Below are 26,205 nucleotides of genomic sequence, written 5' to 3'. Positions count from 1 at the left end.
CTCCGGGGCTGTCGGTGACGACAGGGAGCGGGAAGGACGCCTCGCGCAGGGTGCGCCGGGGCCGAGGGTCCGCGGGACCGCCGGAAGAACGGCGGACAGCGGACGTACGGCTGGCACGCCCCTGGAGAGGGGTCACCCGCCGCGCACTGCCTCCCATCCGGACTTTCACCGTCGGTCCAGGAATCTCACCTGGTCAACCGGCCGCTGGCTGCGGACGGGTCGCGGACTATACCGCCGGTTCGGAATTACACCGACCCCGGAGTGCGCTGCTGCTGATACAGGGCCAGTGTGCCACGGCCGGTGATCGGCGGTGCGGCCACGACCCTGTGGGCTGGCTCACAGGATCCCACATTCACCTTCTTTGGTCCAGACCTATTGACGCACTGGTCTAGTCCTCTTAATCTCCGTGTCACCTCCGAGGTAACGGTCCGCCGGGGTGCGCACCTCACGGACCCAACACGACCCACCCCCTTGTTCGTTGTGTTCCATCACCTCCCCAGGAGGAACCGATCGTGTTGTCCCCCACGACGAAGAGAGCCTCGCTGCTCGCGTCCGGCGCGGCCGTCGCCGGGCTGCTGCTCAGCTCGCTCTCCGGCGGCGTCTCGTACGCGGCCGACAACGAGTCCTGTCGCCCCGACGGCCTCTACAAGACGCCCGGCGTCGACGTCCCGTACTGCTCGGTCTACGACGCCGAGGGCCGCGAGAAGATGGGCGCGGACCACCAGCGCCGGGTCATCGGCTACTTCACCGGCTGGCGCACCGGCAAGAACGGCCAGGACGCCTACCTCGCCGACGACATCCCGTGGGACAAGATCACCCACATCAACTACGCCTTCGCGCACGTGGACGCGGCCAACAAGGTGTCCGTGGGCACCGACGGCCCGAACAACGCGGCGACCGGCATGACCTGGCCCGGCGTGGCCGGCGCCGAGATGGACCCGTCGCTCCCGTACAAGGGGCACTTCAACCAGCTCAACAAGTTCAAGAAGCAGCACCCGGACGTCAAGACGCTCATCTCCGTGGGCGGCTGGGCCGAGACCGGCGGCTACTTCGACGACAGCGGCAAGCGGGTCGGCTCCGGCGGCTTCTACACGATGGCCACCAACGCGGACGGCTCCGTGAACCAGGCGGGCATCAACACCTTCGCCGACTCCGCCGTGGCGTTCGTCAAGAAGTACGGCTTCAACGGCGTCGACATCGACTACGAGTACCCGACGTCGATGAAGGACGCCGGGCACCCGGCCGACTTCCCGATCTCCAACGCGCGCCGCGCGGGCCTCAACAAGGGCTACGCGGCCCTGATGAAGACCCTGCGCGAGAAGCTGGACCGGGCCGGCGCCACCGACGGCAAGCACTACCTGCTGACCGTCGCCGCCCCCTCCTCCGGCTACCTGCTGCGCGGCATGGAGACCTTCCAGGTCCAGAAGTACCTGGACTACGTCAACATCATGTCGTACGACCTGCACGGCGCCTGGAACGAGTACGTCGGCCCGAACGCCTCCCTCTTCGACGACGGCAAGGACGCCGAGCTGGCCTCCGCCAACGTCTACGGCAGCGCGCAGTACGGCGGCATCGGCTACCTGAACACCGACTGGGCCTACCACTACTTCCGCGGCTCCATGCCGGCCGGCCGCATCAACATCGGCCTGCCGTACTACACCCGCGGCCACAAGAACGTGCAGGGCGGCACGGACGGACTGTGGGGCAAGGCCGCCGCGTCCTCCTGCCCGGCGGGCTCCGGCCTGACCAAGTGCGGTGACGGCGCCGTCGGCATCGACAACCTCTGGCACGACAAGGACGACAACGGCGTCGAGTCCCCGGCGGGCTCGAACCCGATGTGGCACGCCAAGAACCTGGAGAAGGGGATCGTCGGCGACTACGTCACCCAGTACGGCTTCCCCGCGAACACCCAGCTGACCGGCACCTACGCCCGCAAGTACGACTCGACCCTGGTCGCGCCGTGGCTGTGGAACGCGCAGAAGAAGGTCTTCCTCTCCACCGAGGACGAGCAGTCGGTGGCCAAGAAGGCGGACTACGTGGTCGACCGCGGCATCGGCGGCACCATGGTCTGGGAGATGGCCGGCGACTACGCCTGGAACGCGGGCAAGGGCCAGTACGAGGCGGGCTCCACCCTCACCTCGCTGATGTACGACAAGTTCAAGGCGGCCGCCCCGTACGGCGCGAAGAAGTCCAACAAGGCGCTGCCCGCCAAGGCGGTCGACATCGCGGTGGACTTCACCGAGTTCAAGCTGGGCGACTCCAACTACCCGATCACGCCCAAGCTGAAGATCACCAACAACACCGCGACCACCCTCCCCGGCGGCACGGAGTTCCAGTTCGACTACTCCACCGCGGCCCCGGCCAACGCCTCCGACCAGTCGGGCTTCGGCACCAAGGTGATCAGCAGCGACCACACCGGCGGCAACGTCGGCGGCCTGAAGGGCGACTTCCACCGCGTCTCCCTGAAGCTCCCGGCCTGGCAGACGCTGGCCCCGGGCGCGACGGTCGACCTGTCGTTCAACTACTACCTGCCGGTGTCCACCCCCTCCAACTGGACGGTGAACATCAGCGGCACGGCGTACGCCCTCGCCGGTGACCTGGCGCGCGGCACGACGGTCGTGGAGCCGGGCTCCGGCACCACGCCGCCGACCACCCCGCCGACCACGGAGCCGCCCACCGGCTGCACCGCCCCGGCCTACGTGGCGGGCACGGTCTACAACGCGGGCAACGAGGTCGCCCACAAGGGCCGCAAGTGGAAGGCCCAGTGGTGGACCCAGAACCAGGAGCCGGGCACGACCGGCGAGTGGGGCGTCTGGAAGGACCTCGGCGCCTGCTGATCCCCACCTCCTGAAGGGGCCCTCACCGGAGGAGCCTCACCGAAGGACCCCCGGCGGCGGAAATCACGGCCCTTGCCACCGCCGGGCAACCACCGCGCCGCGCTTCCCTGTCCGGGGCGCGGCGCGGTGGCGTTTCCGGAGCCGTACGCGACGGCGGGACCCCTCCCCTACGGGAACAGGTCCTCCTGGGCCGCGTCCCGGGCCGTCAGGAGGGCGCCGCGCAGGACGGCCGCGTCGCCGAGGGCGGTGGCCCGGACCTCGGTGCGCAGCGGCGAGAGGGCGGCGAGCTCCGCCTCCACCCGGGCCGCCAGGTCCGCGCCGCCGCTGTGGCCGGTCTCGCCGCCCAGGACCACGCAGCCGGGGTCGAGGACCGAGACCACGGCCGCCGCGCCGACGGCGAGCCGGTGGGCGACGGCGTCCAGGAAGGGATCGTGCCCGGAGGCGAGCGCGGTCCCCGGGTCCAGGCCGTGCTCCCGGGCGAGCGCCTCCACGGCCGCGGTGCAGGCCAGTTCGTGGAAGCCGCCGTCGCAGCCGGTGGCCGAGGGGAGCCCGGTGGTGCCGGGCACCGGCAGGAAGCCGATCTCGCCCGCCCCGCCCGAGGCGCCCCGGCGCAGCCGCCCGTCGAGCACGACGGCGGCGCCCACGCCCTGGCCGAGCCAGAGCAGGACGAAGTCCTCGCGGTCGCGGGCCGCGCCTTCGCGCAGCTCCGCGAGGGCGCCGAGGTTGGTCTCGTTCTCGACGAGCACGCGCGCGGGGAGCCGCTCCTGGAGGACGGCGACGAGCCGCCGGTGCCAGGCGGGCAGCCCCGTGGAGTCGCGCAGCTCGCCGGTGACCGGCTCGATGAGTCCGGGGGCGCCGACCGCGACGCTGTGCGGCGCGTCGACGCCGGCCTCCTTCACCGTGCGCTCCAGGAGGGCGACGGCCTTCTCCACGGCCGGTCCGGTGCCGCCGTCGTCCCCGACGGGCGCGGAGGCCTCGGCCAGCGTGGTGCCGAGCAGGTCGGCGACGGTGACGGAGACGGAGCGGGTGCGCACGTCGAGGGCGGCGAGGTGGGCGCGGCCGGCGACGATCCCGTACAGCTTGGCGTTGGGGCCCCGGCGCTCGGCACCGGCCTCGCCGACGACGTGGACGAGCCCGGAGCCCCGGAGCCGCTCGACGAGGTCGGCGACGGTGGGGCGGGAGAGTCCGGTGAGCGTCTTGAGCTGAGCGGCCGTCAACGGGCCCTCGTCCTGGAGCAGTCGCAGGGCGAGCCGGTCGTTGATGGCCCGCGCGGTGCTCGGGGATGCGGCCATGCGGCGATCCTCTCAGACGTTCCCGGGGAGGGGTTCCTCCCCGGAGACTATTTATCAGGCAGGGTTCCTGATAGTTTACGCGACGCACCACGACAGCGGTGCGCCACGACAAGCGGTGCACGACGACAAGCGGTGCACCACGACGGCGGCACGGACACCACAGCCGTACGGACACGACAGCGGCACGCCACCACGGCGGCGCACCACGACACCGGGAGGGCCCATGGCGGCGGAGACCGTCACCAGTACCGAACGCCTGCGGCGGGCGCGCTTCGCCGTCGCCGCCGTCTTCTGCGTCCACGGCGCGGTGACCGGCAGCTTCGCCACCCGCATCCCCTGGATCCAGGAGCACGCGGGCGTCAGCGCCGGACAGCTCGGCCTCGCGCTCGCCTTCCCCGCGCTCGGCGCCTCGCTCGCGATGCCGCTCGCCGGGTCGGTCTCCCACCGCTTCGGCGCCCGCACCGCGCTGCGCGGCCTGCTCGCCCTGTGGACGCTCTCCCTGATCCTGCCCTCGCTCGCCCCGAACGTCTGGGGGCTGTGCGGCGCGCTCTTCGTGTACGGCGCGACCGCCGGCATGTCCGACGTGGCGATGAACGCGCTGGGCGTCGAGACCGAGACCCTGCTCGGCCGCTCCATCATGTCGAGCCTGCACGGCATGTGGAGCGTGGGCGCCCTGATCGGCTCCGCCGCCGGCACGGTCGCCGCCCACCTCGGCGCCGACGCCCGGATCCACCACCTGATCGCGGCCCTCGTCCTCACCGCGCTCGGCCTGGTCTTCTGCCAGGGCGTCCTCGACGTGCGCAGCGCCCCCGAGGAGGAGGCGCCGCCGCGCTTCTCGCTGCCGCCGAAGTCCGCGCTCGTCATCGGCGCCATCGGCTTCTGCGGGGTGTTCGCGGAGGGCGCCAGCCTCGACTGGTCGGCCGTCTACCTCCGGGACGAGCTGGGCACCTCGGCCGGGCTCGCGGCCGCCTCGACGACCGCCTTCGCCCTGACGATGGCCGTGGCCCGGCTGGTCGGCGACCGGGTCGTGGACCGCTTCGGCGCGGTCCGCACGGTACGGGTCGGGGGCGCCGTCGCCACCCTCGGCGGGCTCATGGTGGTCCTCGCCCCGCACGCCGCCGTCGCCCTGGCCGGATTCGGTCTCATCGGGCTCGGGGTCGCGGTCGTCGTCCCGCTCGCCTTCGCGGCGGCCGGGCGCAGCGGCCCGAACCCCAGCCAGGCCATCGCGGGCGTCGCCACCATCACATACACCTCGGGCCTCATCGCCCCCTCCGCGATCGGCGGCATCGCCGACGCGACCTCGCTCGTCTTCTCCTTCGGCCTGGTCACGCTGCTGGCGTTCGGTCTGGTGGTGGGCGCGGGCGTGCTCCGGAGCGCCGACCGGAAGACCCCGGCGGCCGCCCCGGCCGACGGCGTCCGCGCCGGGAGCGGGGGCCCGGCCGCCTAGCGGCGGCCGCCGGCCGGGGCGCCGTCCTCCCGGGCGTCCCCGGCCGGTGGCCGCGCATACCATGTGGCTGATCTTTTGCGGTCACGACGCGACCGCCGGAACCGGAGAACGGGAGCGACCTCATGAACCTCGGCGTGCGCTGGACCCTGCACGGGGACGGGAGAACACCCGCTCCGGGGGCCGTCGTCCGCCCGGACGAGCGGCTCTCCTGGCCCCGGACCGTCGGACTCGGCGCGCAGCACGTGGTCGCGATGTTCGGCGCGTCCTTCGTCGCCCCGGTGCTCATGGGCCTGGACCCGAACCTCGCGATCATGATGTCCGGCGTCGCGACCGCGATCTTCCTCCTGGCGACCCGGGGCACGGTCCCGTCCTACCTGGGCTGCTCGCTCTCCTTCGTCGGCGTCGCCGCCGCCATCCGGGCCTCCGGCGGCACCAGCGCCACCGTGACCGGCGCGGTCCTGGTCGTCGGCGCCGTGCTCTTCCTCGCGGGCCTCGCGGTGCGGAGGTTCGGCGCGCGGATCATCCACGCGGCGATGCCGCCGATCGTGACCGGCGCCGTCGTCATGCTGATCGGCTTCAACCTGGCCCCGGTCACCGCGGCCACGTACTGGCCTCAGGACCAGTGGACCGCCCTCCTGGTGATGCTGTTCACCGGTCTGGCCGTGGTCTGCCTGCGCGGTTTCTGGTCCCGGATCGCGATCTTCCTGGGCCTGGTCTTCGGCTACGCCCTGTCCTGGGTGCTCGACCTGGTCTTCGGCAGGATCCACTCCATGGCGCCGTCCGGCCAGGTCACCGACCACTGGCGGCTCGACCTCTCCGGCGTCTCGAAAGCCGACTGGATCGGTCTGCCCTCCTTCCACGGTCCCAGCTTCGAGTGGTCGGCGATCCTGGTCGCGCTGCCCGTGGTCATCGCCCTGATCGCCGAGAACGCCGGGCACGTGAAGGCCGTCGGCGAGATGACCGGGGACAACCTGGACGACAAGCTCGGCACCGCGATCGCCGCCGACGGCGCCGCCTCGATGCTGTCGACCGCCGTGGGCGGCCCGCCGAACACCACGTACTCCGAGAACATCGGCGTCATGGCCGCCACCCGCGTCTACTCGACCGCCGCCTACTGGGCCGCGGCCGGCTTCGCGCTGCTCTTCGGCCTCTGCCCGAAGTTCGGCGCGGTCGTCGCCGCCATCCCCGGCGGCGTCCTCGGCGGCATCACCGTCATCCTGTACGGCATGATCGGCCTGCTCGGCGCCCAGATCTGGATCAACGCCGGGGTCGACCTGCGCAACCCGCTCAACCTGGTCCCGGCCGCCGCCGGCATCATCATCGGCGTCGGCGGCGTGAAGCTGACCTTCACCGACACCTTCGAGCTGGGCGGCATCGCGCTCGGCACGATCGTCGTCATCACCGGCTACCACGTGTTGCGGGCCTTCGCCCCGGCCCACCTCAAGGAGCAGGAACCGCTCCTGGACTCCGGCACCAGCTCGTACGAGAGCGGGACGGACGGCGGGGCGAAGAGCTGAGGGATTCGCCCGTTCTGGGGAAGCCGGGCCCGGAAGGCTCCCCCGCGGGCCCGGCGGCTGGGAGCCTGCCCCCATGGCGCAGACCCAGCAGCTCGGGCAGCACATCGGACCCTTCGTCGCGGTCGACCCCGTGGTGGACCGGATGCGGGCGCTCCGCACGGCCTGGCACCCGGCGGACGGGGTCGCCGTCTTCAACCGGGTCTACCTGACCGTCACGGAGGAGATCGGCCACGCCATCGAGGCGGGCGCCTTCGAGGACCGGCGGGCCGCCGCCACGCTCGACGTGCGGTTCGCCGAGCGGTACCTCACGGCGGTCGACTCCCTCGTCGGCGGGGGCCCCGCGCCCGCCTGCTGGCGGCCCCTCTTCCACTACCGGCGCCATCCCGGCGTGCGCCCGCTGCAGTTCGCGCTCGCCGGGATCAACGCGCACATCGGCCACGACCTGGCGCTCGCCGTCGTGGACGCCTGCCGGGACCTGGAGTGCGGGCCGGCCGACCTGGAGGACGAGTTCGACCGGGTCGGGGACGTCCTCGTCCTCCTGGAGGAGCGCATCCGGGAGGAGCTGATGCCGGGCCCGGACCTCCTGGAGCTCGCGGACCCGCTCACCCATCTGCTCGGCTGCTGGTCCCTGGACCGGGCCAGGGACGGGGCCTGGCTGGCGGCCCGCTCGCTCTGGCAGCTGCGCGGGCTCCCCGAGCTGGCCGGGGAGTTCACCGAACGCCTGGACCGGTCGGTGGGCCTGGTGGGGCGGATGCTGCTCACGCCCCTGACCAGGCCCTGACGCGGTACCGGGGGTCAGTCCTCCGGCAGCTCGACCGGGGCGATCTCGTCGTAGACGTCGCCCGGACCCGGGTTGGTGCCGTCGGTGGAGCCGCCGAGGTGGTGCATCACGCCCCAGACCGCGTTGAGCGCCGTCTGCACCGCGCCCTCGGCCCAGCCGGCCGTCCAGGAGATGTCGTCGCCCGCGAGGAAGATGCCCCGCTTGTCCTCGGGCAGCCGGTCCTGCATGAAGTGGGTGAACAGGCGCCGCTGGTAGCGGTAGTGGCCCGGCAGGTTCGCCTTGAAGGCGCCCATGAAGTAGGGCTCGTTCTCCCAGGAGACAGTCACCGGGTTGCCGATGATGTGCTTCCGGATGTCGACCTTCGGGTAGATCTCGCCGAGCGACTTCAGCATGACCTCCATCCGCTCGTTCGCGGACAGCGGCAGCCACTTCAGGCTGTCGTCGCACCAGGTGTACGAGAGGCAGATGGTGGCCGGCCTGTCCGGGCCGTCGTCCAGGAGGTACGTGCCGCGGGTCATCCGGTCGGTGAGCGTCATCGACATGACGTCCCGCCCGGTGTCCTCGTCCTTGTCCAGCCAGAACGGCCGGTCCACGGGCACGAAGAGCTTCGAGCTCTCCATGTAGTGGGTGCGCTCGATCGCCGTCCAGTGGTCGATCGGGAAGAGCGAGTCGTCGCAGGCGATCTTGGAGAGCAGCATCCAGGACTGGGCGGTGAAGACCGCCGCCCGGTAGGTGCGGATGTCGCCGGAGGCGTCGGTGACCGTGATCCGGTTGCCGGCGGTCCGGTTCAGCCGGGTCACGGCCGGCTTCGGGTCGCCGCCGTGCAGGGAGGCGAGCGAGGTGCCCTGCGCCCAGTGCACGATCTTCGCCGGCTCGCGCTCCCACAGGCGCAGCGGGAGCTGCTGCGAGCCGCCGACGATGCCGCGGTGGTGGTCGTCGGCCTCGGTGTAGACGACGCGGAGGATCTCCAGGATGGAGTTGGGGAAGTCGGTGTCCCAGCCGCCGGTGCCGAAGCCGACCTGGCCGAAGATCTCGCGGTGCCGGAAGGACTTGAAGGCCTCGGACTCGCAGAGGAAGCCGTAGAAGGTCTGGTTGTCGAGCTTCTCGACGAGCTGCGCCCAGATCTCGCGGATGCGCGGGACGTCGCGCTCGCGCATGGCGGTGTTCATGTCGGAGAAGTCGGCGCCCTCTTCGAGGCACTTGCCCCAGGCGGCGGCGACGTCGCGGTAGACCTGCGGCAGGTCGTCGATGGTCTCGGCGTAGTGCGACTCGCCCTTGAGGTCGACCACGGTCGAGGGGGTGGCCGGGGAGAGCGGGTTCGGGAAGGGCGTGGTCTCCAGGCCGACCAGGTCGATGTAGTGCTGGAGCGCGGTCGAGGAGGGCGGGAAGCGCATGGCGCCCATCTCGGCGGTCAGCGAGTCGTCGCAGCCCTCGAAGCCGACGGTCCGCAGCCGGCCGCCGATCTTGTCGGCCTCGTAGACGACGGGCTTGAGGCCCATCTTCATCAGCTCGTACGCGGCGATGATCCCGGACAGGCCGCCGCCGATGACCGCGACCTCGGTGCCGTGCTCGGTCGCCGGTATCTGGCCGAGCCCGGCCGGGTGGGCCAGGAAGTCGTCGTAGGCGTACGGGAAGTCCGGACCGAACATGGTGATCGGCGGCTGCGCGTCGGTGTGCTGGACGGCGTTGGGCACCGTGGACGTCATGGGGTACGGACTCCTTGCACGGGAGAAGAAGGGTGGGGCGGGAAGGCGGAGGGGGCTCAGACCAGGGGGCCGTAGAGGTCCGGGCGCCGGTCGCGGAGGTAGGGGTTCAGCTCGCGGGAGGCCGCCAGGAAGGCGGGGTCGACGTCGCCGACGATCAGGTCCTCGCCGCGTCCTGCGCGGGCCCGGGCGGTGCCGTCGGGGGCGGCGAGCGCGGAGAGCCCGACGAACTCGAAGTCGCCCTCGGGGCCGGTCCGGTTGGCGTACGCGATGTAGAGCTGGCTCTCGAAGGCGCGCACGGGGACGACGGACTCGGCGACGACCTCGGCCGGGTGCATGAGCGCGGTCGGCACGAGGAGGAGGTCCGTGCCGGCCAGGGCCTGCGCCCGTACGTTCTCGGGGAACTCGACGTCGTAGCAGATCATCAGGCCGACGGTGAGGCCGCCGACCTCGGCCTGGACGACGCCGTCGTCGCCGGGCGTGAACCACTGGTTCTCGAAGGCGCCGTAGAGGTGGGTCTTGCGGTAGTTCGCGAGCGGGACGCCGTCGGCGCCGATGAGCCGCACGGAGTTGTGGAGGACGCCGTGCTCCTCGGTGTTGCGCTCCGGGTAGCCGTAGCCGACGGCCAGGCCGTGGCGGACGGCGACGGCCGCGACGGCGCGGGCGGAGGGGCCGTCGGCCGGTTCGGCCAGACGGGCCATGTCGGCGCCGATGGCGTAGCCGGTCAGGAACAGCTCGGGGGCGAGCAGCAGGCCCGCTCCGGCGGCGGCGGCCCGGGCGGCGGCCTCGTCGAGGATCTTGAGGTTGGCGGCCACGTCACCGAGCTCGCCGGAGCTCTGGAGCAGGGCGGTGCGCAGCGCGGGCATGGCGATCCTCGGGGGGTCCGGAGTACAGGGGGAAGACGTCAAAAACGGTACGGTTCCGGACTCGGCCGGGACAAGGCGGGAGCGTTGCGGACCGACCGTCGAACCGTTGCGCGATCCTCGCCCCCGACGGCGATTCGTTGCGCAGGACTCCCACCGGAGTCGTACGGCTCCCGCCCGTGGTCGTACGGCTCCCCCGCCGCGCGGCGGAGTCGAGGACCGTTCCACGGCGCGACGTCCCGGCGCGGTCCGCGCGGAAGAGTGGTGGGCGTCCGGTCGACCGGCCGGTGACCAGCCGAAAGGAACGGAACCACCCATGAACCGTCGTACGAAATTCGCCGCCCTGGCCGCCGCCCTCCTGATCACGGCGGGGGCCGCGGGGTCCGCCGTCGCCTCGGCGGACGGCGGGGGCTCCGCCGCCCGGCACGGCGAGCGGGAGGCGGCCACGCTGACCGGCACGGCCAAGCTGTACCGGCCGGCCGGGGACGACATCACGTTCTCCTTCGACGCGCACCTGGCGGCGAAGGACAACAAGGACCCGCAGGCCGCGACCGGCACCTTCCGGTTCAGCCACTACAAGGACGGCGAGGGGGGCTACGCGGTGGCGAAGGTCGACTGCCTCACCACCGGCGGTCCGGTGGCCGTGGTGACGGGCGTGGTGATCGAGACCGACGTGGACGGCTTCCGGAACAAGCGGGTCGGGGTCTCGGTGCACGACGACGGGCGGCGCGACCGCCTGGGCTACAGCTGGATCACGAAGGGGGACTACCAGGAGCTGCCGCCGTGCATGAGCGCGGCCCCCTTCGAGAAGGTGAAGGCCGGCACCGGCGACTTCAGGGTGCTGCCCTGGAAGCTCGAGTACCCGACGGAGTAGCCGCGGTCACGCGGGCGAGCCGGAGGAGAAGCGCCGCAGCAGCGGCGAGAGCACCAGGACGGACTTGGTGCGCTCCACGAAGGGCTCGCCCGCGATCCGCTCCAGGACGCGCTCGAAGTGGCGCATGTCCGAGGCGAAGACCTGGACGACGGCGTCCGCGTCACCGGTGACGGTCGACGCGGACACCACCTCGGGGTACCGCTCCAGACCCCGCCGGATGTCGTCCGGCGAGGTGTTGTGGCGACAGTAGATCTCGACGAACCCCTCGGTCTCCCAGCCGAGCGCCGCCGGGTCCACCCGTACGGTGAAGCCGGTGATGGCGCCCTCGGCCCGGAGCCGGTCCACGCGCCGCTTCACGGCGGGCGCGGAGAGGCCGACGAGCGAGCCGATGTCGGCGTACGAGCGGCGGGCGTCCTCCGCGAGGGCGTGGACGATGCGTTCGTCGAGGTCGTTGAGTCGCACTACGGGTGGATCACTTCTCTGCTGAGGGCGCTGCGGTGGCCAGGCGGGAGCGGCGCATGCCGTACAGGAAGTAGAACACGAGCCCGGCGGCCATCCAGCAACCGAAGACGGCCCAGGTGATCGCGTCCAGGTTGTACATGAGGTACGCACAGGCGGCGAAGCCGAGGATCGGGAAGGTCCAGCCGAGCGACACGCGGAAGGTGCGGTCCATCGTCGGGCGGGTCTTGCGGAGCACGATCACCGCGATGTTGACCAGACCGAAGGCGAACAGGGTGCCGATGCTGGTGGCGTCGACGAGCTTGCCCAGCGGGATGACGGAGGCCAGGGCGCCGCAGAACAGCGACACGATGACGGTGTTGACGCGGGGGGTGCCGGTCTTGGCGTTGACCTTGCCGAAGACCTTGGGAACGAGGCCGTCGCGGGACATCGCGAAGAGCACCCGGGTCTGGCCGTAGAGCACGGTGAGCACGACGCTGGCGATCGAGATGACGGCGCCGGCGGCGAGCAGGGTGCCCCAGAACTTCTGGCCGCTGACGTCGTTCATGATCGCGGCGAGCGTGGCCTCGGAGCCCTCGAAGTCCTTCCAGTTCCACGCGCCGACGGCGACGGCCGCGACCAGGACGTAGAGGACGGTGACGATGAGCAGCGAGAGCATGATCGCGCGGGGGAGGTCGCGCTTCGGGTTCTTCGCCTCCTCACCGGCGGTGGAGGCGGCGTCGAAGCCGATGTACGAGAAGAAGAGGGTGGCCCCGGCGGCGCCGACGCCGGCCATGCCGAGCGGCATGAAGTCGGCGTAGTTGCCGGACTTGAAGCCCATGAAGCCGATGGCGCAGAAGAGCACGAGCGCGGCGATCTTCACGAACACCATGATCGTGTTGACGACGGCGGACTCGCGGGCGCCGCCGAGCAGGAAGACCATCGCGAGCAGGACGACGATCAGACCCGGCAGGTTGATGAAGCCGCCCTCGCCGGGCGCGGAGGAGACCGCCGCGGGGAGGGTGACCCCGATGGTCCCGTCGAGCAGCTCGTTGAGGTACTCGCCCCAGCCGACGGCCACGGCGGCGACCGAGACGCCGTACTCCAGGACCAGGCACCAGCCACAGACCCAGGCGACGAGTTCACCCATCGTTGCGTACGCGTACGAGTACGAGGAGCCCGCGACCGGTATGGAGCCGGCCAGCTCGGCGTACGAGAGGGCGGAGAAGAGGGCCGCGAGGCCGGCGATGACGAAGGCCAGGGTCACCGCGGGGCCGGCCTCCGGGACGGCGTCGCCGAGGACGACGAAGATGCCCGTGCCGAGCGTGGCGCCGATGCTGATCATGGTCAGCTGCCACATCGAGAGGGAGCGGCGGAGGCTGCCACCCTCGCCCTGCCCACCCTCCGCGACCAGGGCTTCCACCGGCTTGCGACGGCCGAGGGCACGGAGAGCGGAGGGCTTGGGGACGGCCGTGTCGTCGACCGGTGGGGCTGCGCCGTGGTCCAGCACTGCGGAGGCTCCTTATCGCTGCCTGTGGGGGCGGAGCGGGGACCGCGGCGGTGTGCGGGCATGCCGGAGCAGGCCCACGGGGGACGGAACCGCCGAGCAGGCGGTCGCCGCCACTCCTGGTACGAGGCACGAGCCTAAGGGGCGAGGGTTCGCACTCGTAATGCAGGGTTGTTGCGCAATGACGGATGATCATTGCGCACTTACGGCACGGACGGGGGAAACATTGCGCGCCCCCGCATGAATCAGTACATCGGGGGCATGCAGCGATCCACGCACACATGGGCCGTACGTGCCGGACGACCCGTTCCGCGGGGCCCGGCGGCCCGACGATCGGAGGCCCGGTGGACTGGCTCGACCCGGAAGCGTTTCTGCGCGGTACGGCCTGGCTGGACGGCAAACGGCCCGTGCGGGCCGATCCGGACGACCTGGCGCGGCTGCCCTGGGACGTGGCGGCGCGGGCCGAGCTGCCCATCGGGGTGCGGATCGAGTTCACGGCGGCGCCCGGCACGCGCGCGGTGGAGCTGCGCTACCGGGCGGCCGTGCCGGATCCGGACGACCCGCTGCGGGACCTGCGCCACTGCTTCGCGCTGTGGAGCGGGGCGCGGTTCGTCGGGGAGACCTGTGTCGCCCCGGCGGCCGAGGCCGTCGTGAAGCTCCCGCTGCCCCCGGGCGGCGGCGTCTTCAGCGTGTACCTGCCGGAGGGCCAGGCGCCCGTGCCGCTCGCCCTGCGGGCCGTCGGCGGCGCCCTCTCCCCCGCTCCCGTACGGCCCCGCTGGCTCGTCCACGGCGACTCGATCACCGAGGGCTGGTGGTCGACCCGTCCGGCCCGCTCCTGGCCCGCCACGGCGGGCCGCCGCCTGGGCCTCGACCCGGTCAACCTGGGGTACGCGGGCGCGGCGCGCGGCGAACTGCCCCTCGCCGAGCACCTGGCGCGGCTCCCGGGCGAGCTGATCACCCTGGCCTTCGGCACCAACTGCTGGTCCAAGGCGCCCGCGACGGCCGACTGGCTGTACGAGACCGTGCGCGCCTTCGTCGGGCTCGTCCGCAAGGGCCATCCCGAGACCCCGCTGCTGATCGTCTCGCCCGTCCTGCGCCCGGAGGCCGAGCACACCCGCAACGCCCTCGGCACGACCCTCACGGAGCTGCGCCGGGCCATGGAGCGGGCGGGCCGGGACCTGGCGGCCGACGGCGACGAGCACCTCCTCGTCCTGTCCGGCGGTCCGCTGCTCGGTCCGGAGCACCTGGCGGACGGCCTGCACCCGAACGACCGGGGGCACGCCCGGATCGCGGCGGCGGTGGCGGAGGCCCTGAGCGGGGTCCCGGGCGTCCCTTCAGCGGCGTAAAGCGCACGAGACGGCCGTGGGCCCCCGGGAACGGCGTCCCGGGGGCCCACGGCCTTCGTGCGTGCGGAGGAGCTAGCTCCAGCTGGCGTGCAGCGGCTTGCCCTCGGCGTAGCCGGCGGCGGACTGGATGCCGACCACGGCCTTCTCCTCGAACTCGGCGAGCGAGCCGGCACCGGCGTAGGTGCAGGAGGAGCGGACGCCCGCGATGATCGAGTCGATCAGGTCCTCGACGCCCGGACGCTGCGGGTCGAGGAACATGCGGGAGGTGGAGATGCCCTCCTCGAACAGCGCCTTGCGGGCGCGGTCGTAGGCGGACTCGTCGGAGGTGCGGTTCTTGACGGCGCGGGCCGAGGCCATGCCGAAGGACTCCTTGTAGAAGCGCCCCTTGGCGTCCTGCTGGAGGTCGCCCGGCGACTCGTAGGTGCCGGCGAACCAGGAGCCGACCATCACGTTGGAGGCGCCGGCGGCGAGCGCCATGGCGACGTCGCGCGGGTGACGGACACCGCCGTCGGCCCAGACGTGCTTGCCGTACTTCTTGGCCTCGGCGGCGCACTCCAGGACGGCCGAGAACTGCGGGCGGCCGACGCCGGTCATCATGCGGGTGGTGCACATGGCGCCGGGGCCGACGCCGACCTTGATGATGTCGGCGCCCGCCTCGATCAGGTCCTTGACGCCCTCGGCGGCGACGATGTTGCCCGCGACGATCGGGACCTGCGGGTCGAGCGCCCGGACGGTCCGGACGGCGGAGATCATCGACTCCTGGTGCCCGTGCGCGGTGTCGATGACGAGCGTGTCGACGCCCGCGTCGAGCAGCAGCTTGGCCTTGCCCGCCACGTCGCCGTTGATGCCGACGGCGGCGGCGATGCGCAGCCCGCCGTTCTTGTCGACGGCCGGGGTGTAGAGGGTGGCGCGCAGGGCGCCCTTGCGGGTCAGGATGCCGACCAGCCGGCCGTCCGCGTCGACGGCGGGTGCGTAGCGCCGGTTGGCGGCGTCGAGGGTGTTGAAGGCCTCGCGCGGGTCGATGTCCGCGTCCAGGAGGAGCAGGTCCTTGGACATGACCTCGGAGAGCTGCGTGAAGCGGTCCACGCCGGAGAGGTCGGCGTCGGTGACGACGCCCACCGGGCGCCGGTCCTCGTCGACGACGACGCCGGCGTCGTGGGCGCGCTTGGGCAGCAGGGCGAGCGCGTCGGCGACGGTCTGGTGCGGCTCCAGGACGATCGGGGTGTCGAGGACGTGGTGGCGGCTCTTCACCCACGAGATCACGTCGGTGACGACCTCGATCGGGATGTCCTGCGGGATGACGACCAGGCCGCCGCGGCGGGCGACGGTCTCGGCCATCCGGCGGCCGGCGATGGCGGTCATGTTGGCCACGACGAGCGGGATCGTCGTCCCGGTGCCGTCGGGCGAGGAGAGGTCCACGGCCTGGCGGGAGCCGACGGCCGAGCGGCTCGGCACCATGAACACATCGTCGTACGTCAGGTCGTAGGGCGGCTTGACGTCATTGAGGAAACGCACGTGCTGACATCCCAGTCGTTCGGATCGGCCCCTAGGCATTTCAGCCAGGGGAAAAAGCACGTAGTTCATTGTCCCACGGGTGTACGCATACCAGTCCCGGGCCGATCCTCCGAGGCTCGCGACAGGAGGTTAGGAGGATCCTCCGAAGGTCCCGCCCAGGGAGAGGAGGACGGAGAGGCGGGTGGGGCTCTCGTCGGCCGCCGTGGCGAAGACCTCCCGGGCGGTCCGCCACTCGCGCGGCCGGGCCTCGGCGTACCCCCGCCAGCCGGTGACGACGAGGACGACCGGCCGGGGCAGGTCGGTGAGGCAGTCGGCGAGGGCGTCCCAGTTGCGGCCGAACCAGTCCGGCAGCGCGAGGGCCTCGGCGCACCGGTCCATGAGGGCGGCCTTGTCGTCGACGCCGGTCAGGTCGAGGACGACGGGGTCGTCAAGCCTCATCCGTGACCACCTCCCGGAAGGTCTCGTAGTGGTCGTCGGTGTAGTACGTCTCGCCGTTCCGCCCGGTGACGAGGCGGCGCGCGCCCCGGTCGCGTTCGCCGGGGGTCCTCACGGTGTACTCGCGGTAGTAGCCGCGCTCGCGGCGGGGCAGGACCTTCTCGAAGTTGGAGAAGACGGCGCCGTCCTTGGCGTACGGGTAGGGCCCGCCGCGCGCGACGAGGTCGAGCGTCCGGCGCGCCTCGGGCGGCAGGTCGGCGGCCCGCACGGTGGGCAGCCCGGAGGCGCCGGTGGGCGGTGCGGCCGTGGCCGTACGGGTCGGGGCGGCGGTCCCCGCGCCTCCGGTCGCCGAGGAGCACCCGGCGAGGAAGCCGCCCAGGAGGACGGCGAGGACGAGCGCGAGGAGCACGCGCGGGGGCCGGAGCAGCATGTCCCGAACATAGCGTCGCGGAACGGCTCCGGCCCCCGGGAACACCCGTGGTTCAGCTTCCGTCGGGGTCCGTGCGGTCGAGCGCCGGGTGGGTGCCCGGCCTGGACTCGGTGAGCAGGTAGTCCGCCGCGGCGCGGTCGGTCACCAGGCTGGTGACGAGCCCGGAGCGGAGCACCGCGCCGATCGCCGCCGCCTTGCGCTGGCCGCCGGCGATGGCGACGACCTCGGGGATCCGGCGCAGCCGGTCCGCCTCGACGGTGATGCAGCGCTCGCCCAGGTCGCGGCCGACCCGGCGCCCCTCGGCGTCGAAGAGGTGCGCGGACATCTCGGCGGCGACGCCGAGCGAGGCGTAGTGGGCGCGCTCCTCGTCCGAGAGCATGTCGTGGACGGTGGAGATGCCCGGCTCCCAGGATCCGATGGAGACGCAGGCGACGGTCACCTTGTCGAAGTACTCGAAGGCGCGCGCGATGCCGGTCTGGCTGCGCAGGGCGGCGGCCGTCGCCGGGTCGGGCAGCAGCATGGGGGCGTAGATGGGGTGGGCCTCGCCGCCGGAGACCTGGGCGGCCCGGCGCACGGCCTCGACGGAGCCGCGCTCGGCGGTCCCGGCGTCGTACACGCCGGTGAGCTGGACGACCGTGCAGGGCGGCAGCCGGTCGAGCGCGGCCGCCATGTGGATGGTGGAGCGGCCCCAGGCCAGGCCGAGGACGTCGCCCTCGGTGACCAGCTCGCCGAGCAGGTCGGCGGCGACCTCGCCGAGGTTCTCCGGGTCGGGCGACTCGTCCTCGCCCTCCGCCGGGGACTCGACGACGACGGCGTGGCGGAGCCCGTAGCGGGCGCGGAGCGCGTCGGAGCGCTCGGCGTCCAGCTCGGCCGGCACGCGGATCTCGATCCGTACGAGGTCGCGCTCCAGGGCGGTCTCCAGGACCCGGGCAACCTTGAAGCGGCTCACGCCGAACTCCTCGGCGATCTGGATCTTGGACTTGCCCTCCAGGTAGAAGCGGCGGGCCATGGCCGCCGCCTGCACCAGCTCCGCGGGGCCCATCCGCAGGGCTGACCGTCCCGCCGACATACCCGCCACCGCGATCTCCTCACTGCTGTTCACGTACCGCTTGCCCCCGTCACGCCGTTCACGTGACGAGGTCGTTCACACTCCTGCTCGCCGTTCATCCTGTCAGAAACGACGGGCCTTGATCAGTCCTGTCGGCGGCCCGACGGACCGCGTTCATCCGCCGGAGGCTCAGTGGCCACACGCCCACGCGGCGGAGGCCGTCGCGGTCTCCGCGCGGGTCCGCAGCGCGGCGACGGCGGCCGCCGGATCGGCCGCTCCGTACACCGCGGAGCCCGCGACGAAGACGTCGGCGCCGGCCTCGGCGCACCGCTCGATCGTGGACTCCGCGACCCCGCCGTCGACCTGGAGCCACAGCTCCAGGCCGTGCTTGGAGATCAGCTCACGGGTGCGGCGGATCTTGGGCAGCATGATGTCGAGGAAGGCCTGGCCGCCGAAGCCCGGCTCGACGGTCATGATCAGCAGCATGTCGAGCTCGGGGAGCAGGTCCTCGTAGGGCTCGATGGGGGTGGCCGGCTTGAGCGCCATCGAGGCGCGGGCGCCCTTGGCCCGGATCTCCCGCGCGAGCCGCACGGGGGCGGCGGCGGCCTCGACGTGGAAGGTCACCGAACCGGCGCCGGCCTCCACGTACTGCGGGGCCCAGCGGTCGGGGTCCTCGATCATCAGGTGGCAGTCGAGCGGGGTGTCCGTCGCGCGGGCGAGGGACTCCACGATCGGCACGCCCAGCGTCAGGTTGGGGACGAAGTGGTTGTCCATCACGTCGACGTGCAGCCAGTCGGCACCCTCGACCGCCTTCGCCTCCTCGGCGAGCCGGGCGAAGTCCGCGGACAGGATGCTGGGGTTGATCTGCGCCATGCGCCAAGCCTCCCACGTTCTTGGGCACTTCTTTGCCGCTGGGCGGTTTCGATTCAGGTCCGGACCAGGTTCGGTACGAAACGACGAGCCCGGGACCTGTACAGACCGGGATATTGCGGTCGGATGATCGAAGGGTGGAGCGGTCCGGGGTCAGGCGGTCCGGCGCAGCAGCGCCAGGTACATGGCGTCCGTACCGTGCAGATGCGGCCAGAGCTGGACGTCCGGGCCTTCGCCGAGCGCGGGGACGCCGGGCAGCAGCGGGCGGGCGTCGATCAGCTCGGCGCCGCCGGTCTTCTTCAGGACGTCGTCGACGACGATCCGGGTCTCGGCCAGGTGCGGCGAGCAGGTCGCGTACCCGACGACGCCGCCGACGCGCACCGCGCGCAGCGCCTCGGTGAGCAGCCCGCGCTGGAGCGGGGCGAAGCCGTCCAGGTCGTCGGGGCGGCGGCGCCAGCGGGCCTCGGGGCGGCGGCGCAGGGCGCCGAGGCCCGAGCACGGCACGTCCACCAGGACCCGGTCGAAGGAGCCGGGGCGCCACGGCGGGCGGGTGCCGTCGGCGGCGATCACCTGGTACGGGCCGGGGTTGCCGGCGAGGGCGCGCTCGACCAGGCGGGCGCGGTGCGGCTGCTTCTCGGAGGCGAGGAGCGCGGCGCCCCGCTCGGAGGCGAGCGCGGCGAGGAGCGCGGCCTTGCCGCCGGGGCCCGCGCAGCCGTCGAGCCAGCGGGCGTCGGAGCCGTCGAGGGGGGCGTTCGCGAGGGCGAGGGCGACGAGCTGGCTGCCCTCGTCCTGGACGCCGGCCCGGTCCTCCTTGACCGCCTCGATGGCGCCGGGCTCACCGCCCTCCGCCATCCGCAGGGCGTACGGGGACCAGCGGCCCGGCAGGGTCTCGACGGCCGCGGCGAGCTCCTCGGTGGTGGAGCGGCCGGGACGGGCGACGAGGGTGACCTCGGGGCGCTCGTTGTCCGCCTCCAAGAGGTCCTCGATCCCGGCGCGGCCGCCGCCGAGCGAGTCCCAGAGGGCCGAGACGACCCAGCGGGGGTGCGAGTGGACGACGGCGAGGTGGTCCTCGGGGTCCTCGTCGTACGGCGGGGCGACCTGCGCCACCCAGGCGTCCAGGTCCTGCCGTGCGATCTTGCGCAGCACGGCGTTCACGAACTTGGCCCGCCCGTCGCCGAGCACCACCCGCGCCAGTTCGACGCTGGCGGAGACGGCGGCGTGGGTGGGGATCCGGGTCCCGAGGAGCTGGTGCGCGCCGAGCGCGAGCACGTCGAGCACGGGCGGGTCGACCTCGCGCAGCGGGCGGTCGACACAGGCGGAGATGATCGCGTCGTACGTGCCCTGGCGGCGCAGCGTCCCGTAGACCAGCTCGGTCGCGAGGGCCGCGTCCCGGCCGTCGAAGTCCCCGCCCTCGCGGGCCTTCCGCAGCAGCGGCGGCAGCACCAGGTTCGCGTAGGCGTCCCGCTCGTCGACCGCCCTGAGCGCCTCGAAGGCGAGCATCCGGACCGGGTCCTTCTTCGGCTTCCGGTAGGGCTTGGGGGGACGGCGTCGTGCCTGCTCGCTCAAAAGGTGCTCCGCGTGACGAAATGACGAGGTCGAACGCCCCCAGCGTAGTCCTTCCCGGCGGTGGCCCCGGAGCGGCGTGGTCCCGGGGCCGGTCCCGGGGCCGACCCTGTGGCCGGTCCCACAATCGGCCCCGCAGCCGGCCCCTCGGTCAGCCCTGTGGACGGTTCTGCGGGAGACACCCCACATACCGCGCGATACGGTCAATAGGCACATGAGGGACACGAGATCCGGTGTCCCCGGCCGGGAGGAGAAGAGATGACCTCTCCCTTCGGGACCGCCCCCGCGGCCGGTCCGGCGGATCTGCTGGCGCGGCTGGGCGGCTCCTGGACCTGGTTCCTCGCCGCGGCGGTCGTGACGCTGGTGCCCGGCGTCACGGCCCTGGTCTGGCCGGACGCGACCCTCCACGTCCTGGGCGTGCTGATCGGCCTGTACCTGCTCGCGACCGGGGTCTTCCGCTTCGTCATGGTCTTCGGCCGCCGGAACGCGGGCGAACGGCTTCCGGGGCTGCTCGTGGCCGTCCTGTTCGTCCTGGGCGGGGTGCTGTGCCTGCGCCATCCGCTCCAGACGGTCGCCGCGCTCTCCCTCGTCGTGGGCGCCGTCTGGCTGGTCTCCGGGATCGTCACGCTGTACGGCGCCCTCGCCGCCGAGGACCTTCCGTACCGCGGCGCGGTCGCCGCGGTCGCCGCCCTCGGCATCGCCGCCGGCATCGTCGTGCTGGCCCTCCCGGCCGAGTCGGCCCGGGTCCTGACCCGGCTGCTCGGCCTCTGGCTCGTCCTCCTCGGCCTGGCCGAGGCCGCACTCGCCCTGGCATGGCGCTCGGCCCTGCGCGGGGCGGACTCCGCCCACTCCCCGCACCCGAACCGGAAGTAGCCATGAAGGAAATCAAGTTCGAACAGAAGCGCTCCGTCTCGCGCCTCGAAGCCGCGGAGCGGCTCATGGCGCTCGCGACCGCCCTGAAGGACGGCGGGGACGTCGAGTGGGACATCGGCCACGGCAGGCTGAGCCTGCACGTCCCGGACGAGCTCAGGACCGAGATCGAGGTCGAGATGGGAGAGGGCGAGGTGGAGCTGGAGATCGAGCTGAAGTGGCCGGTCGCGGGCCTCCGCCCGAAGCCTCGCACGAGGCCCCGGGCGGACGGGAAGGAGGAGACGGAGCAGGACGGGACCACCCCGCCCGAAACCAAGCCCAAGCCCAAGCGCTCCGGGACCGCCACCCGCAGGAGCGCGCCCGCGAAACGTTCCGCCGGATCGTCCTGATCCGGGGCCGTCGTACACCCCGCTCCCCCGCGCGCCCGGCCATGATCCGCCGGACTAGGCGCCCAGGCGCTCCCCCGGAGTGATCCGCACCCCGCGGGCCCAGTCGGCGGCCTTCATCGGCTTCTTGCCCTGCGGCTGGACCCAGAGGAGTTCGACGGCGTACGAGCCGGTGCCCGCGTACACGTTGTTCTTGCCGACCGAGAGCTCGCCCGGGGCCAGGTCCGTGCGGTCCGGGAGGGGGACGGCCTGGATCAGCTTGAGGCGCTCGCCGCGGAAGACGGTCCAGGCGCCCGGGGCCGGGGTGCAGCCGCGCACCACGCGGTCCACCCGCAGCGCGGGGGCCGCGAAGTCGACGTGGGCGTCCTCGACCTGGATCTTCGGGGCGAGGGTGACGCCCTCGACGGGTTGCGGGACGGCCAGGAGCGTGCCGTCCTCGATGCCGTCCATGGTCGCGGCGAGCAGCCCGGCGCCGGCGAAGGCGAGCCGGGTGAGCAGGTCGCCGCTGGTGTCGGTCGGGCGCACGTCCTCGGTGACGACGCCGTAGACCGGCCCCGAGTCGAGGCCCTCCTCGATCAGGAAGGTGGAGGCGCCCGTCACCTGGTCGCCGGCCATCAGCGCGTGCTGCACGGGTGCGGCACCGCGCCACGCGGGCAGCAGCGAGAAGTGCAGGTTGACCCAGCCGCGGGCCGGGACGTCGAGGGCGACCTTGGGCAGCAGGGCGCCGTACGCGACGACCGGGCAGCAGTCCGGCGCGATCTCCCGCAGCCGGGCGAGGAAGTCCTCGTCACGGGGCCTGGCCGGCTTGAGGACCTCGATCCCCGCCTCCTCCGCGCGCTGGGCCACCGGGCTGGCGACGAGCCGCCGGCCGCGTCCCGCCGGGGCGTCGGGCCGGGTGACCACGGCGGCCACCTCGTGCCGCCCGGAGGCGATCAGGGCGTCCAGGGCGGGAACGGCGACCTCGGGGGTGCCTGCGAAGACGAGCTTCATGGATGGCGACTGCCTGTCTCTCCGGGGGCGTTGCGGGCAGCGCACCAGTCTAGGGCGTGCGTCGGAGGCGGCGCCGTCCGCCCGGAGGGCGGGCGGGGCTTGTGGCACACGTCCCGGGGCGTACCCGGAAGGCCCCGCCCCCGGCGCGCGGCGCCGGGGGCGGAGGGGGCGTACGCGAGGGCGGGCGCCCCGCGCATATGCGTGTACGCCCCCGCAGCGTGACCCAACTCCCGGTGGCGCGTTGGTCAAGAGAGATTGACCGATCGGGTCGCACCGCTCCCTTCGCGACCCCGCCCCTTCATCGCCGGTTCGAGAGGCTTTCACATGGCCGACCACGCAACCCACGACGCCCAAGCCCGGGCGAGTCTGCACCTGCTCGTGCGGGACATCGAGCGGGTCCGGCGGCAGGTGGACGCGCTGCGCACGCTCACGGCCCAGCTGGGCAATGTCTACCGCCCTCGCCGCTCCGGCCCGTCGACGGGCTTCGTCGTCTACGGGCGCGCGCCCGCCCCGACCGTACGTCTCGCCCAGGAGCTGCGGGACAGCGTCGAGACCCTGGTGACCGCGGCGGTCGACTTCGACCGCTCGCTCGGTTTCTCGTGGGACGCGGTGGGTTCCGCGCTCGGGGTCACCAAGCAGGCCGTCCACCGCCGCTACGGCGCCCGCCGGGCGTCCCAGCAGAGCGCCGCCGTGGAGCAGGAGCACGGGATGGAGCCGGGCGGGATCCGCCCCGTCCCGTCGGTTCCCGCCGCCCGTTCGATGCCGCCGCAGCCCTCCGCGGGCGGCCCCGCCCTCCGCGAGGACGCCCGCCCGTCGGCCTTCCCCGCGCCCCGCAACGTCTGACGCCCGAGACGCCACGGCCGCCCGCCCCCCAGGGACGGGCGGCCGTCTCGTGCGCGGGGGCGGGGCCCTCCCGCCTCCGGATGACGGAGACCGCCCCGAGCCCTGGAACGGAAACCCCCTTCGAGTCCGGGGCGGACGAGGGCCGCCCCGCGTCCGGGGACGGACGGCCCTCCCCCTTCCGTACGGAAGGGGGCCCGGCGTCAGCCGATGTCCGGCGGGTCCACGCGGACGCGTACCGGGTCGCCGCCACCGCGTGCGAGGCGGGCCGCCCGGGCCTGTTTGAGGGCGGTCGCCAGGGCCGCGCCGCTGCCCGGCGGGACCCGGACCAGGGCCCGCTCCCACTGCTCGCCCGGCGGCGGGTCGCCGGGCCTGCGGGTGCCGCCGGGACGCACCACGGGCAGCGGCACCGGCCCGAGGACCTCGGCGTCGGGGGGCAGCCCGGCCGCCGCCAGGAAGCCCTCGACGGCTTCCGGCGGGCCGGTCACCGCGGCCATCCGGGAGACCGGCGGGAAGCCCAGCTCGGCGCGCTCGGCCAGCTCGCGCCGGGCGTGTCCGACCGGGTCCCAGCGGACGAGCGCCTGCACCGGCCGCAGCGTCGGCTCGGCCACCACGACGACCGTGCCGCCCTCGGCCTGCCCCCGCACCAGGGAGGCCGCGTCGATCCAGCGGCGCAGCGCCTCCTCGCCCGCGCGCAGGTCGGGCCGGCCGAGCATGGCCCAGCCGTCGAGGAGCAGCGCGGCCGCGTAGCCGCCCTCGGCGACGGGCTCGGCGCCGGGGGTGGAGACGACGAGCGCGGGGCGTCCGGGCACGCTGTCCAGGACGTGGTCCCGGCCCGAGGTGCGGACCGGCACCGCCGGGAAGGCCCGGCCCAGCTCCTCGGCGGTCCGCCGCGCGCCGACCACCTGGGCGCGCAGCCGGGTCGAGCCGCACTCGACGCAGTGCCAGTCGGGGGCGCCGCGCCCGCACCAGCCGCAGCACAGCTCCCGCTGCTCGGGGGCCTCCAGGGGCCCGGCGCAGTGCCGGCAGCGGGCGGGCGTCCGGCACCGCTCGCAGGCCAGCCTCGGCACGTACCCCCGGCGGGGCACCTGGACGAGCACCGGACCGGTCTTCAGGCCCTCCCGCACGGCCTGCCAGGCGAGCGAGGGGAGCCGGGCCGCGCGCGCGGCCTCGTCCCGGGCGAGTTCGCCGTCGCCGACGGTGCGGATCAGGGGCGCGGCCGCGCGGACCCGGTCGCGGCCGGCGGTCAGCGCGCGGGCCCAGCCGGACTCGACGAGCTGGGCGGCCTCGACGGTGCAGCTCGTACTGCCCAGGAGGAAGGCGCACCGGTCGTGGGCGGCGCGCAGCAGCAGCACCTCGCGCGCGTGGGGCTGGGGGGCGTGCGGCTCGCTGTGGCTGCCGTCGCCGTCGTCCCAGACGACGACGAGCCCCAGGTCCCGTACGGGGGCGAACATCGCCGCCCTGGTGCCGACGACGGCCCGCACGGACCCGCGCCGCACGGCGAGCCAGCGCGCGTACCGCTTCTCGGGGCCCGCCTCGGCGGTGAGCAGCGCGTGCCGCCCCTCCCCCAGGACACCGGTCAGCGCCGCGTCGACCCGGTCGGCGGCCCGTCCGTCGGGGACGACGACGAGGGCGCCGCGCCCGGAGGCGAGGGTCGCGGCGACGGCCCGGGCGATCTCCTCGGCCCAGTACGGCCCCGGCAGCGCGTTCCACACGGCTCGGGGCGCCCCGCCGTGCGCGAGGGAGTCCAGGAAGGCGGGCCCCTGCTCGTACCGCGTCCAGCTCCCCGGCTCCGGGGCGCCCGGCGGCGGCAGCGGCTCCGGGGAGGGGCGGCGCTCGGCGGCGGCGCTGCGCGGCGGCACGGCGAGCTGGAGCACGTCGGCGAGGCTGCCGGCGTACCGGTCGGCGACGGCCCGGGCGAGGCCGAGCAGCTCGGGTCCGAGGACCGGTTCCGGGGAGACGACGTCGGCGAGGGCGGCGAGCGGTCCGGAGTAGTCGGACTCGGCCCGGCGCTCGACGAGGAAGCCGTCGATGAGCCGTCCGCCCTCCCGGCGCCCGTTCTTGACCTGGTGCGCCCCGGCTCCGAACCGCACCCGCACCCGCACTCCGGGCCGGGCGGCCCCGTCCAGTTCCTCGGGGACCGCGTAGTCGAAGAACTGGTCGAGGTGGAGCGCGCCCTTGTTGACGACGACCCGGGCGACGGGCAGCTCCTTGGCGAGCGCGGCCCCCCGCCACGTCCGCGGCTTGGCCCGCGGCACCTTCGCCTTCCGCACGGTCTCCCGAATGAGCGCGAGCTGCTCGGGCTCCTCGGAGGACTTCTCGTTCTCGCTGCTCACGGCCCCATACCTACCAGATGCCACCGACAGCCCGGACACGGCGAAGCCCGGCGCCCCCGTGAGGGGTGCCGGGCTTCGTCACGCGCGTCCGGGGGTCAGACTCCGGCGGCCTTCTTGAGGGCGTCGACGCGGTCGGTGCGCTCCCAGGTGAAGTCGGGCAGCTCGCGGCCGAAGTGGCCGTAGGCGGCGGTCTGGGAGTAGATCGGGCGCAGCAGGTCCAGGTCGCGGATGATCGCGGCCGGGCGCAGGTCGAAGACCTCGGCGATGGCGTTCTCGATCTTCTCGGTCTCCACCGTGTGGGTGCCGAAGGTCTCCAC

Annotated in this window: 23 protein-coding genes and 1 riboswitch; of the genes, 9 read left to right on the top strand and 14 right to left on the bottom strand. The window is 73.3% G+C overall.

Translation table 11 applies throughout. From position 1 onward, the window contains the following. Nucleotides 1–139: 139 nt before the first annotated feature. Nucleotides 140–269: riboswitch (FMN riboswitch) on the bottom strand. A 243-nt stretch (nucleotides 270–512) separates the two neighbouring features. Then, nucleotides 513–2,837, top strand: coding sequence for a chitinase C-terminal domain-containing protein (locus AB0398_RS30215; RefSeq protein ID WP_366378836.1), 2,325 nt, complete (start codon nucleotides 513–515; stop codon nucleotides 2,835–2,837). Nucleotides 2,838–3,004: 167 nt separating this feature from the next. Here AB0398_RS30215 and AB0398_RS30210 read toward each other — a convergent pair whose 3' ends face one another. Then, complete coding sequence (locus AB0398_RS30210) at nucleotides 3,005–4,129, bottom strand: ROK family transcriptional regulator (RefSeq protein WP_366378835.1); 1,125 nt, start codon at nucleotides 4,127–4,129, stop codon at nucleotides 3,005–3,007. A 223-nt stretch (nucleotides 4,130–4,352) separates the two neighbouring features. On the opposite strand from AB0398_RS30210, the gene AB0398_RS30205 reads away from it, so the two are divergent. The 3 genes from AB0398_RS30205 (at nucleotide 4,353) to AB0398_RS30195 (ending at nucleotide 7,874) form a co-directional block, all read left to right on the top strand. After that, complete coding sequence (locus AB0398_RS30205; RefSeq protein ID WP_366378834.1) at nucleotides 4,353–5,576, top strand: MFS transporter; 1,224 nt, start codon at nucleotides 4,353–4,355, stop codon at nucleotides 5,574–5,576. A gap of 122 nt (nucleotides 5,577–5,698) precedes the next feature. After that, a complete protein-coding gene (locus AB0398_RS30200) occupies nucleotides 5,699–7,093 on the top strand; it encodes a solute carrier family 23 protein (protein ID WP_366378833.1) in 1,395 nt (464 codons plus the stop codon). Between the two features lie 73 nt (nucleotides 7,094–7,166). After that, on the top strand, nucleotides 7,167–7,874 hold the full coding sequence (locus AB0398_RS30195) for a DUF5995 family protein (RefSeq protein WP_366378832.1): 708 nt from the start codon (nucleotides 7,167–7,169) through the stop codon (nucleotides 7,872–7,874). A gap of 14 nt (nucleotides 7,875–7,888) precedes the next feature. Here AB0398_RS30195 and AB0398_RS30190 read toward each other — a convergent pair whose 3' ends face one another. Further along, nucleotides 7,889–9,580 carry an NAD(P)/FAD-dependent oxidoreductase gene (locus AB0398_RS30190; RefSeq protein ID WP_366378831.1) on the bottom strand — a complete coding sequence of 564 codons (1,692 nt, stop codon included), beginning with the start codon at nucleotides 9,578–9,580 and terminating at the stop codon, nucleotides 7,889–7,891. Nucleotides 9,581–9,636: 56 nt separating this feature from the next. Next, nucleotides 9,637–10,443 (bottom strand): carbon-nitrogen hydrolase family protein, encoded by an 807-nt coding sequence (locus AB0398_RS30185; protein WP_366378830.1) that lies wholly within the window; start codon nucleotides 10,441–10,443, stop codon nucleotides 9,637–9,639. Nucleotides 10,444–10,756: 313 nt separating this feature from the next. Between AB0398_RS30185 and AB0398_RS30180 the strand changes: the two genes are divergently transcribed. Continuing rightward, entirely contained in the window at nucleotides 10,757–11,314 is a 558-nt protein-coding gene (locus AB0398_RS30180) for a Repetin (RefSeq protein ID WP_366378829.1), read from the top strand. A gap of 6 nt (nucleotides 11,315–11,320) precedes the next feature. Here AB0398_RS30180 and AB0398_RS30175 read toward each other — a convergent pair whose 3' ends face one another. Then, nucleotides 11,321–11,776, bottom strand: coding sequence for an Lrp/AsnC family transcriptional regulator (locus AB0398_RS30175; protein WP_015032260.1), 456 nt, complete (start codon nucleotides 11,774–11,776; stop codon nucleotides 11,321–11,323). A 10-nt stretch (nucleotides 11,777–11,786) separates the two neighbouring features. After that, the gene (locus tag AB0398_RS30170; protein ID WP_366378828.1) at nucleotides 11,787–13,262 is read right to left on the bottom strand and encodes an amino acid permease; all 1,476 of its coding nucleotides are present in this window, start codon (nucleotides 13,260–13,262) and stop codon (nucleotides 11,787–11,789) included. 341 nt (nucleotides 13,263–13,603) lie between these two features. Between AB0398_RS30170 and AB0398_RS30165 the strand changes: the two genes are divergently transcribed. Next, nucleotides 13,604–14,605 carry a GDSL-type esterase/lipase family protein gene (locus tag AB0398_RS30165; RefSeq protein WP_366378827.1) on the top strand — a complete coding sequence of 334 codons (1,002 nt, stop codon included), beginning with the start codon at nucleotides 13,604–13,606 and terminating at the stop codon, nucleotides 14,603–14,605. A gap of 72 nt (nucleotides 14,606–14,677) precedes the next feature. Here AB0398_RS30165 and AB0398_RS30160 read toward each other — a convergent pair whose 3' ends face one another. The 6 genes from AB0398_RS30160 to AB0398_RS30135 form a co-directional block, all read right to left on the bottom strand. Continuing rightward, nucleotides 14,678–16,120: a GuaB1 family IMP dehydrogenase-related protein gene (locus AB0398_RS30160; protein WP_366378826.1), complete on the bottom strand. Its 1,443-nt coding sequence runs from the start codon at nucleotides 16,118–16,120 to the stop codon at nucleotides 14,678–14,680. A 129-nt stretch (nucleotides 16,121–16,249) separates the two neighbouring features. Further along, nucleotides 16,250–16,558: a barstar family protein gene (locus AB0398_RS30155; RefSeq protein WP_366378825.1), complete on the bottom strand. Its 309-nt coding sequence runs from the start codon at nucleotides 16,556–16,558 to the stop codon at nucleotides 16,250–16,252. Continuing rightward, a complete protein-coding gene (locus AB0398_RS30150) occupies nucleotides 16,548–16,985 on the bottom strand; it encodes a ribonuclease domain-containing protein (protein WP_366378824.1) in 438 nt (145 codons plus the stop codon). The genes AB0398_RS30155 and AB0398_RS30150 overlap by 11 nt, the downstream gene beginning before the upstream one ends. A 52-nt stretch (nucleotides 16,986–17,037) precedes the next feature. Then, the gene (locus tag AB0398_RS30145) at nucleotides 17,038–18,087 is read right to left on the bottom strand and encodes a sugar-binding domain-containing protein (RefSeq protein ID WP_366378823.1); all 1,050 of its coding nucleotides are present in this window, start codon (nucleotides 18,085–18,087) and stop codon (nucleotides 17,038–17,040) included. Nucleotides 18,088–18,222: 135 nt separating this feature from the next. Further along, the gene (gene rpe, locus AB0398_RS30140) at nucleotides 18,223–18,906 is read right to left on the bottom strand and encodes a ribulose-phosphate 3-epimerase (protein ID WP_366378822.1); all 684 of its coding nucleotides are present in this window, start codon (nucleotides 18,904–18,906) and stop codon (nucleotides 18,223–18,225) included. 150 nt (nucleotides 18,907–19,056) lie between these two features. Next, nucleotides 19,057–20,469, bottom strand: a complete 1,413-nt coding sequence (locus AB0398_RS30135; RefSeq protein WP_366378821.1) for a transcription antitermination factor NusB — start codon at nucleotides 20,467–20,469, stop codon at nucleotides 19,057–19,059. Between the two features lie 255 nt (nucleotides 20,470–20,724). Here AB0398_RS30135 and AB0398_RS30130 point away from each other — a divergent pair, with 255 nt between their 5' ends. Together AB0398_RS30130 and AB0398_RS30125 are read left to right on the top strand one after the other, a co-directional pair. Further along, the gene (locus AB0398_RS30130) at nucleotides 20,725–21,339 is read left to right on the top strand and encodes a DUF308 domain-containing protein (RefSeq protein ID WP_366378820.1); all 615 of its coding nucleotides are present in this window, start codon (nucleotides 20,725–20,727) and stop codon (nucleotides 21,337–21,339) included. 2 nt (nucleotides 21,340–21,341) lie between these two features. Beyond that, complete coding sequence (locus AB0398_RS30125; protein ID WP_366378819.1) at nucleotides 21,342–21,725, top strand: amphi-Trp domain-containing protein; 384 nt, start codon at nucleotides 21,342–21,344, stop codon at nucleotides 21,723–21,725. Between the two features lie 54 nt (nucleotides 21,726–21,779). On the opposite strand, the gene fmt is transcribed toward AB0398_RS30125, so the two are convergent. Continuing rightward, the gene (fmt, locus tag AB0398_RS30120) at nucleotides 21,780–22,712 is read right to left on the bottom strand and encodes a methionyl-tRNA formyltransferase (RefSeq protein ID WP_366378818.1); all 933 of its coding nucleotides are present in this window, start codon (nucleotides 22,710–22,712) and stop codon (nucleotides 21,780–21,782) included. Nucleotides 22,713–23,036: 324 nt separating this feature from the next. Here fmt and AB0398_RS30115 point away from each other — a divergent pair, with 324 nt between their 5' ends. After that, nucleotides 23,037–23,555, top strand: a complete 519-nt coding sequence (locus tag AB0398_RS30115; protein ID WP_366378817.1) for a hypothetical protein — start codon at nucleotides 23,037–23,039, stop codon at nucleotides 23,553–23,555. Between the two features lie 200 nt (nucleotides 23,556–23,755). Here AB0398_RS30115 and AB0398_RS30110 read toward each other — a convergent pair whose 3' ends face one another. Both AB0398_RS30110 and AB0398_RS30105 read right to left on the bottom strand, forming a co-directional pair. Continuing rightward, a complete protein-coding gene (locus AB0398_RS30110) occupies nucleotides 23,756–25,888 on the bottom strand; it encodes a primosomal protein N' (protein ID WP_366378816.1) in 2,133 nt (710 codons plus the stop codon). A gap of 95 nt (nucleotides 25,889–25,983) precedes the next feature. Then, a partial coding sequence (locus AB0398_RS30105) for a methionine adenosyltransferase domain-containing protein (RefSeq protein ID WP_366378815.1) occupies nucleotides 25,984–26,205 on the bottom strand: 222 nt, incomplete at its 5' end.

It is taken from the genome of Streptomyces sp. NPDC086147, from assembly GCF_040702165.1.
Classification (GTDB): Bacteria; Actinomycetota; Actinomycetes; order Streptomycetales; family Streptomycetaceae; genus Streptomyces.
The sequence above is the reverse complement of the archived record's forward strand: the minus strand, read 5'-3'. Positions and strand labels throughout refer to the sequence as shown.

Excerpts from the sequence above, each read along its gene's own strand:
- AB0398_RS30125 (WP_366378819.1), top strand. The coding sequence starts at position 21,342 with ATGAAGGAAATCAAGTTCGAACAGAAGCGCTCCGTCTCGCGCCTCGAA.
- AB0398_RS30115 (WP_366378817.1), top strand. The coding sequence starts at position 23,037 with ATGGCCGACCACGCAACCCACGACGCCCAAGCCCGGGCGAGTCTGCAC.
- AB0398_RS30200 (WP_366378833.1), top strand. The coding sequence starts at position 5,699 with ATGAACCTCGGCGTGCGCTGGACCCTGCACGGGGACGGGAGAACACCC.
- rpe (WP_366378822.1), bottom strand. The coding sequence starts at position 18,906 with ATGGCGCAGATCAACCCCAGCATCCTGTCCGCGGACTTCGCCCGGCTC.
- AB0398_RS30130 (WP_366378820.1), top strand. The coding sequence starts at position 20,725 with ATGACCTCTCCCTTCGGGACCGCCCCCGCGGCCGGTCCGGCGGATCTG.
- AB0398_RS30210 (WP_366378835.1), bottom strand. The coding sequence starts at position 4,129 with ATGGCCGCATCCCCGAGCACCGCGCGGGCCATCAACGACCGGCTCGCC.
- AB0398_RS30155 (WP_366378825.1), bottom strand. The coding sequence starts at position 16,558 with ATGAGGCTTGACGACCCCGTCGTCCTCGACCTGACCGGCGTCGACGAC.
- AB0398_RS30180 (WP_366378829.1), top strand. The coding sequence starts at position 10,757 with ATGAACCGTCGTACGAAATTCGCCGCCCTGGCCGCCGCCCTCCTGATC.
- AB0398_RS30150 (WP_366378824.1), bottom strand. The coding sequence starts at position 16,985 with ATGCTGCTCCGGCCCCCGCGCGTGCTCCTCGCGCTCGTCCTCGCCGTC.
- fmt (WP_366378818.1), bottom strand. The coding sequence starts at position 22,712 with ATGAAGCTCGTCTTCGCAGGCACCCCCGAGGTCGCCGTTCCCGCCCTG.
- AB0398_RS30195 (WP_366378832.1), top strand. The coding sequence starts at position 7,167 with ATGGCGCAGACCCAGCAGCTCGGGCAGCACATCGGACCCTTCGTCGCG.
- AB0398_RS30190 (WP_366378831.1), bottom strand. The coding sequence starts at position 9,580 with ATGACGTCCACGGTGCCCAACGCCGTCCAGCACACCGACGCGCAGCCG.
- AB0398_RS30205 (WP_366378834.1), top strand. The coding sequence starts at position 4,353 with ATGGCGGCGGAGACCGTCACCAGTACCGAACGCCTGCGGCGGGCGCGC.
- AB0398_RS30185 (WP_366378830.1), bottom strand. The coding sequence starts at position 10,443 with ATGCCCGCGCTGCGCACCGCCCTGCTCCAGAGCTCCGGCGAGCTCGGT.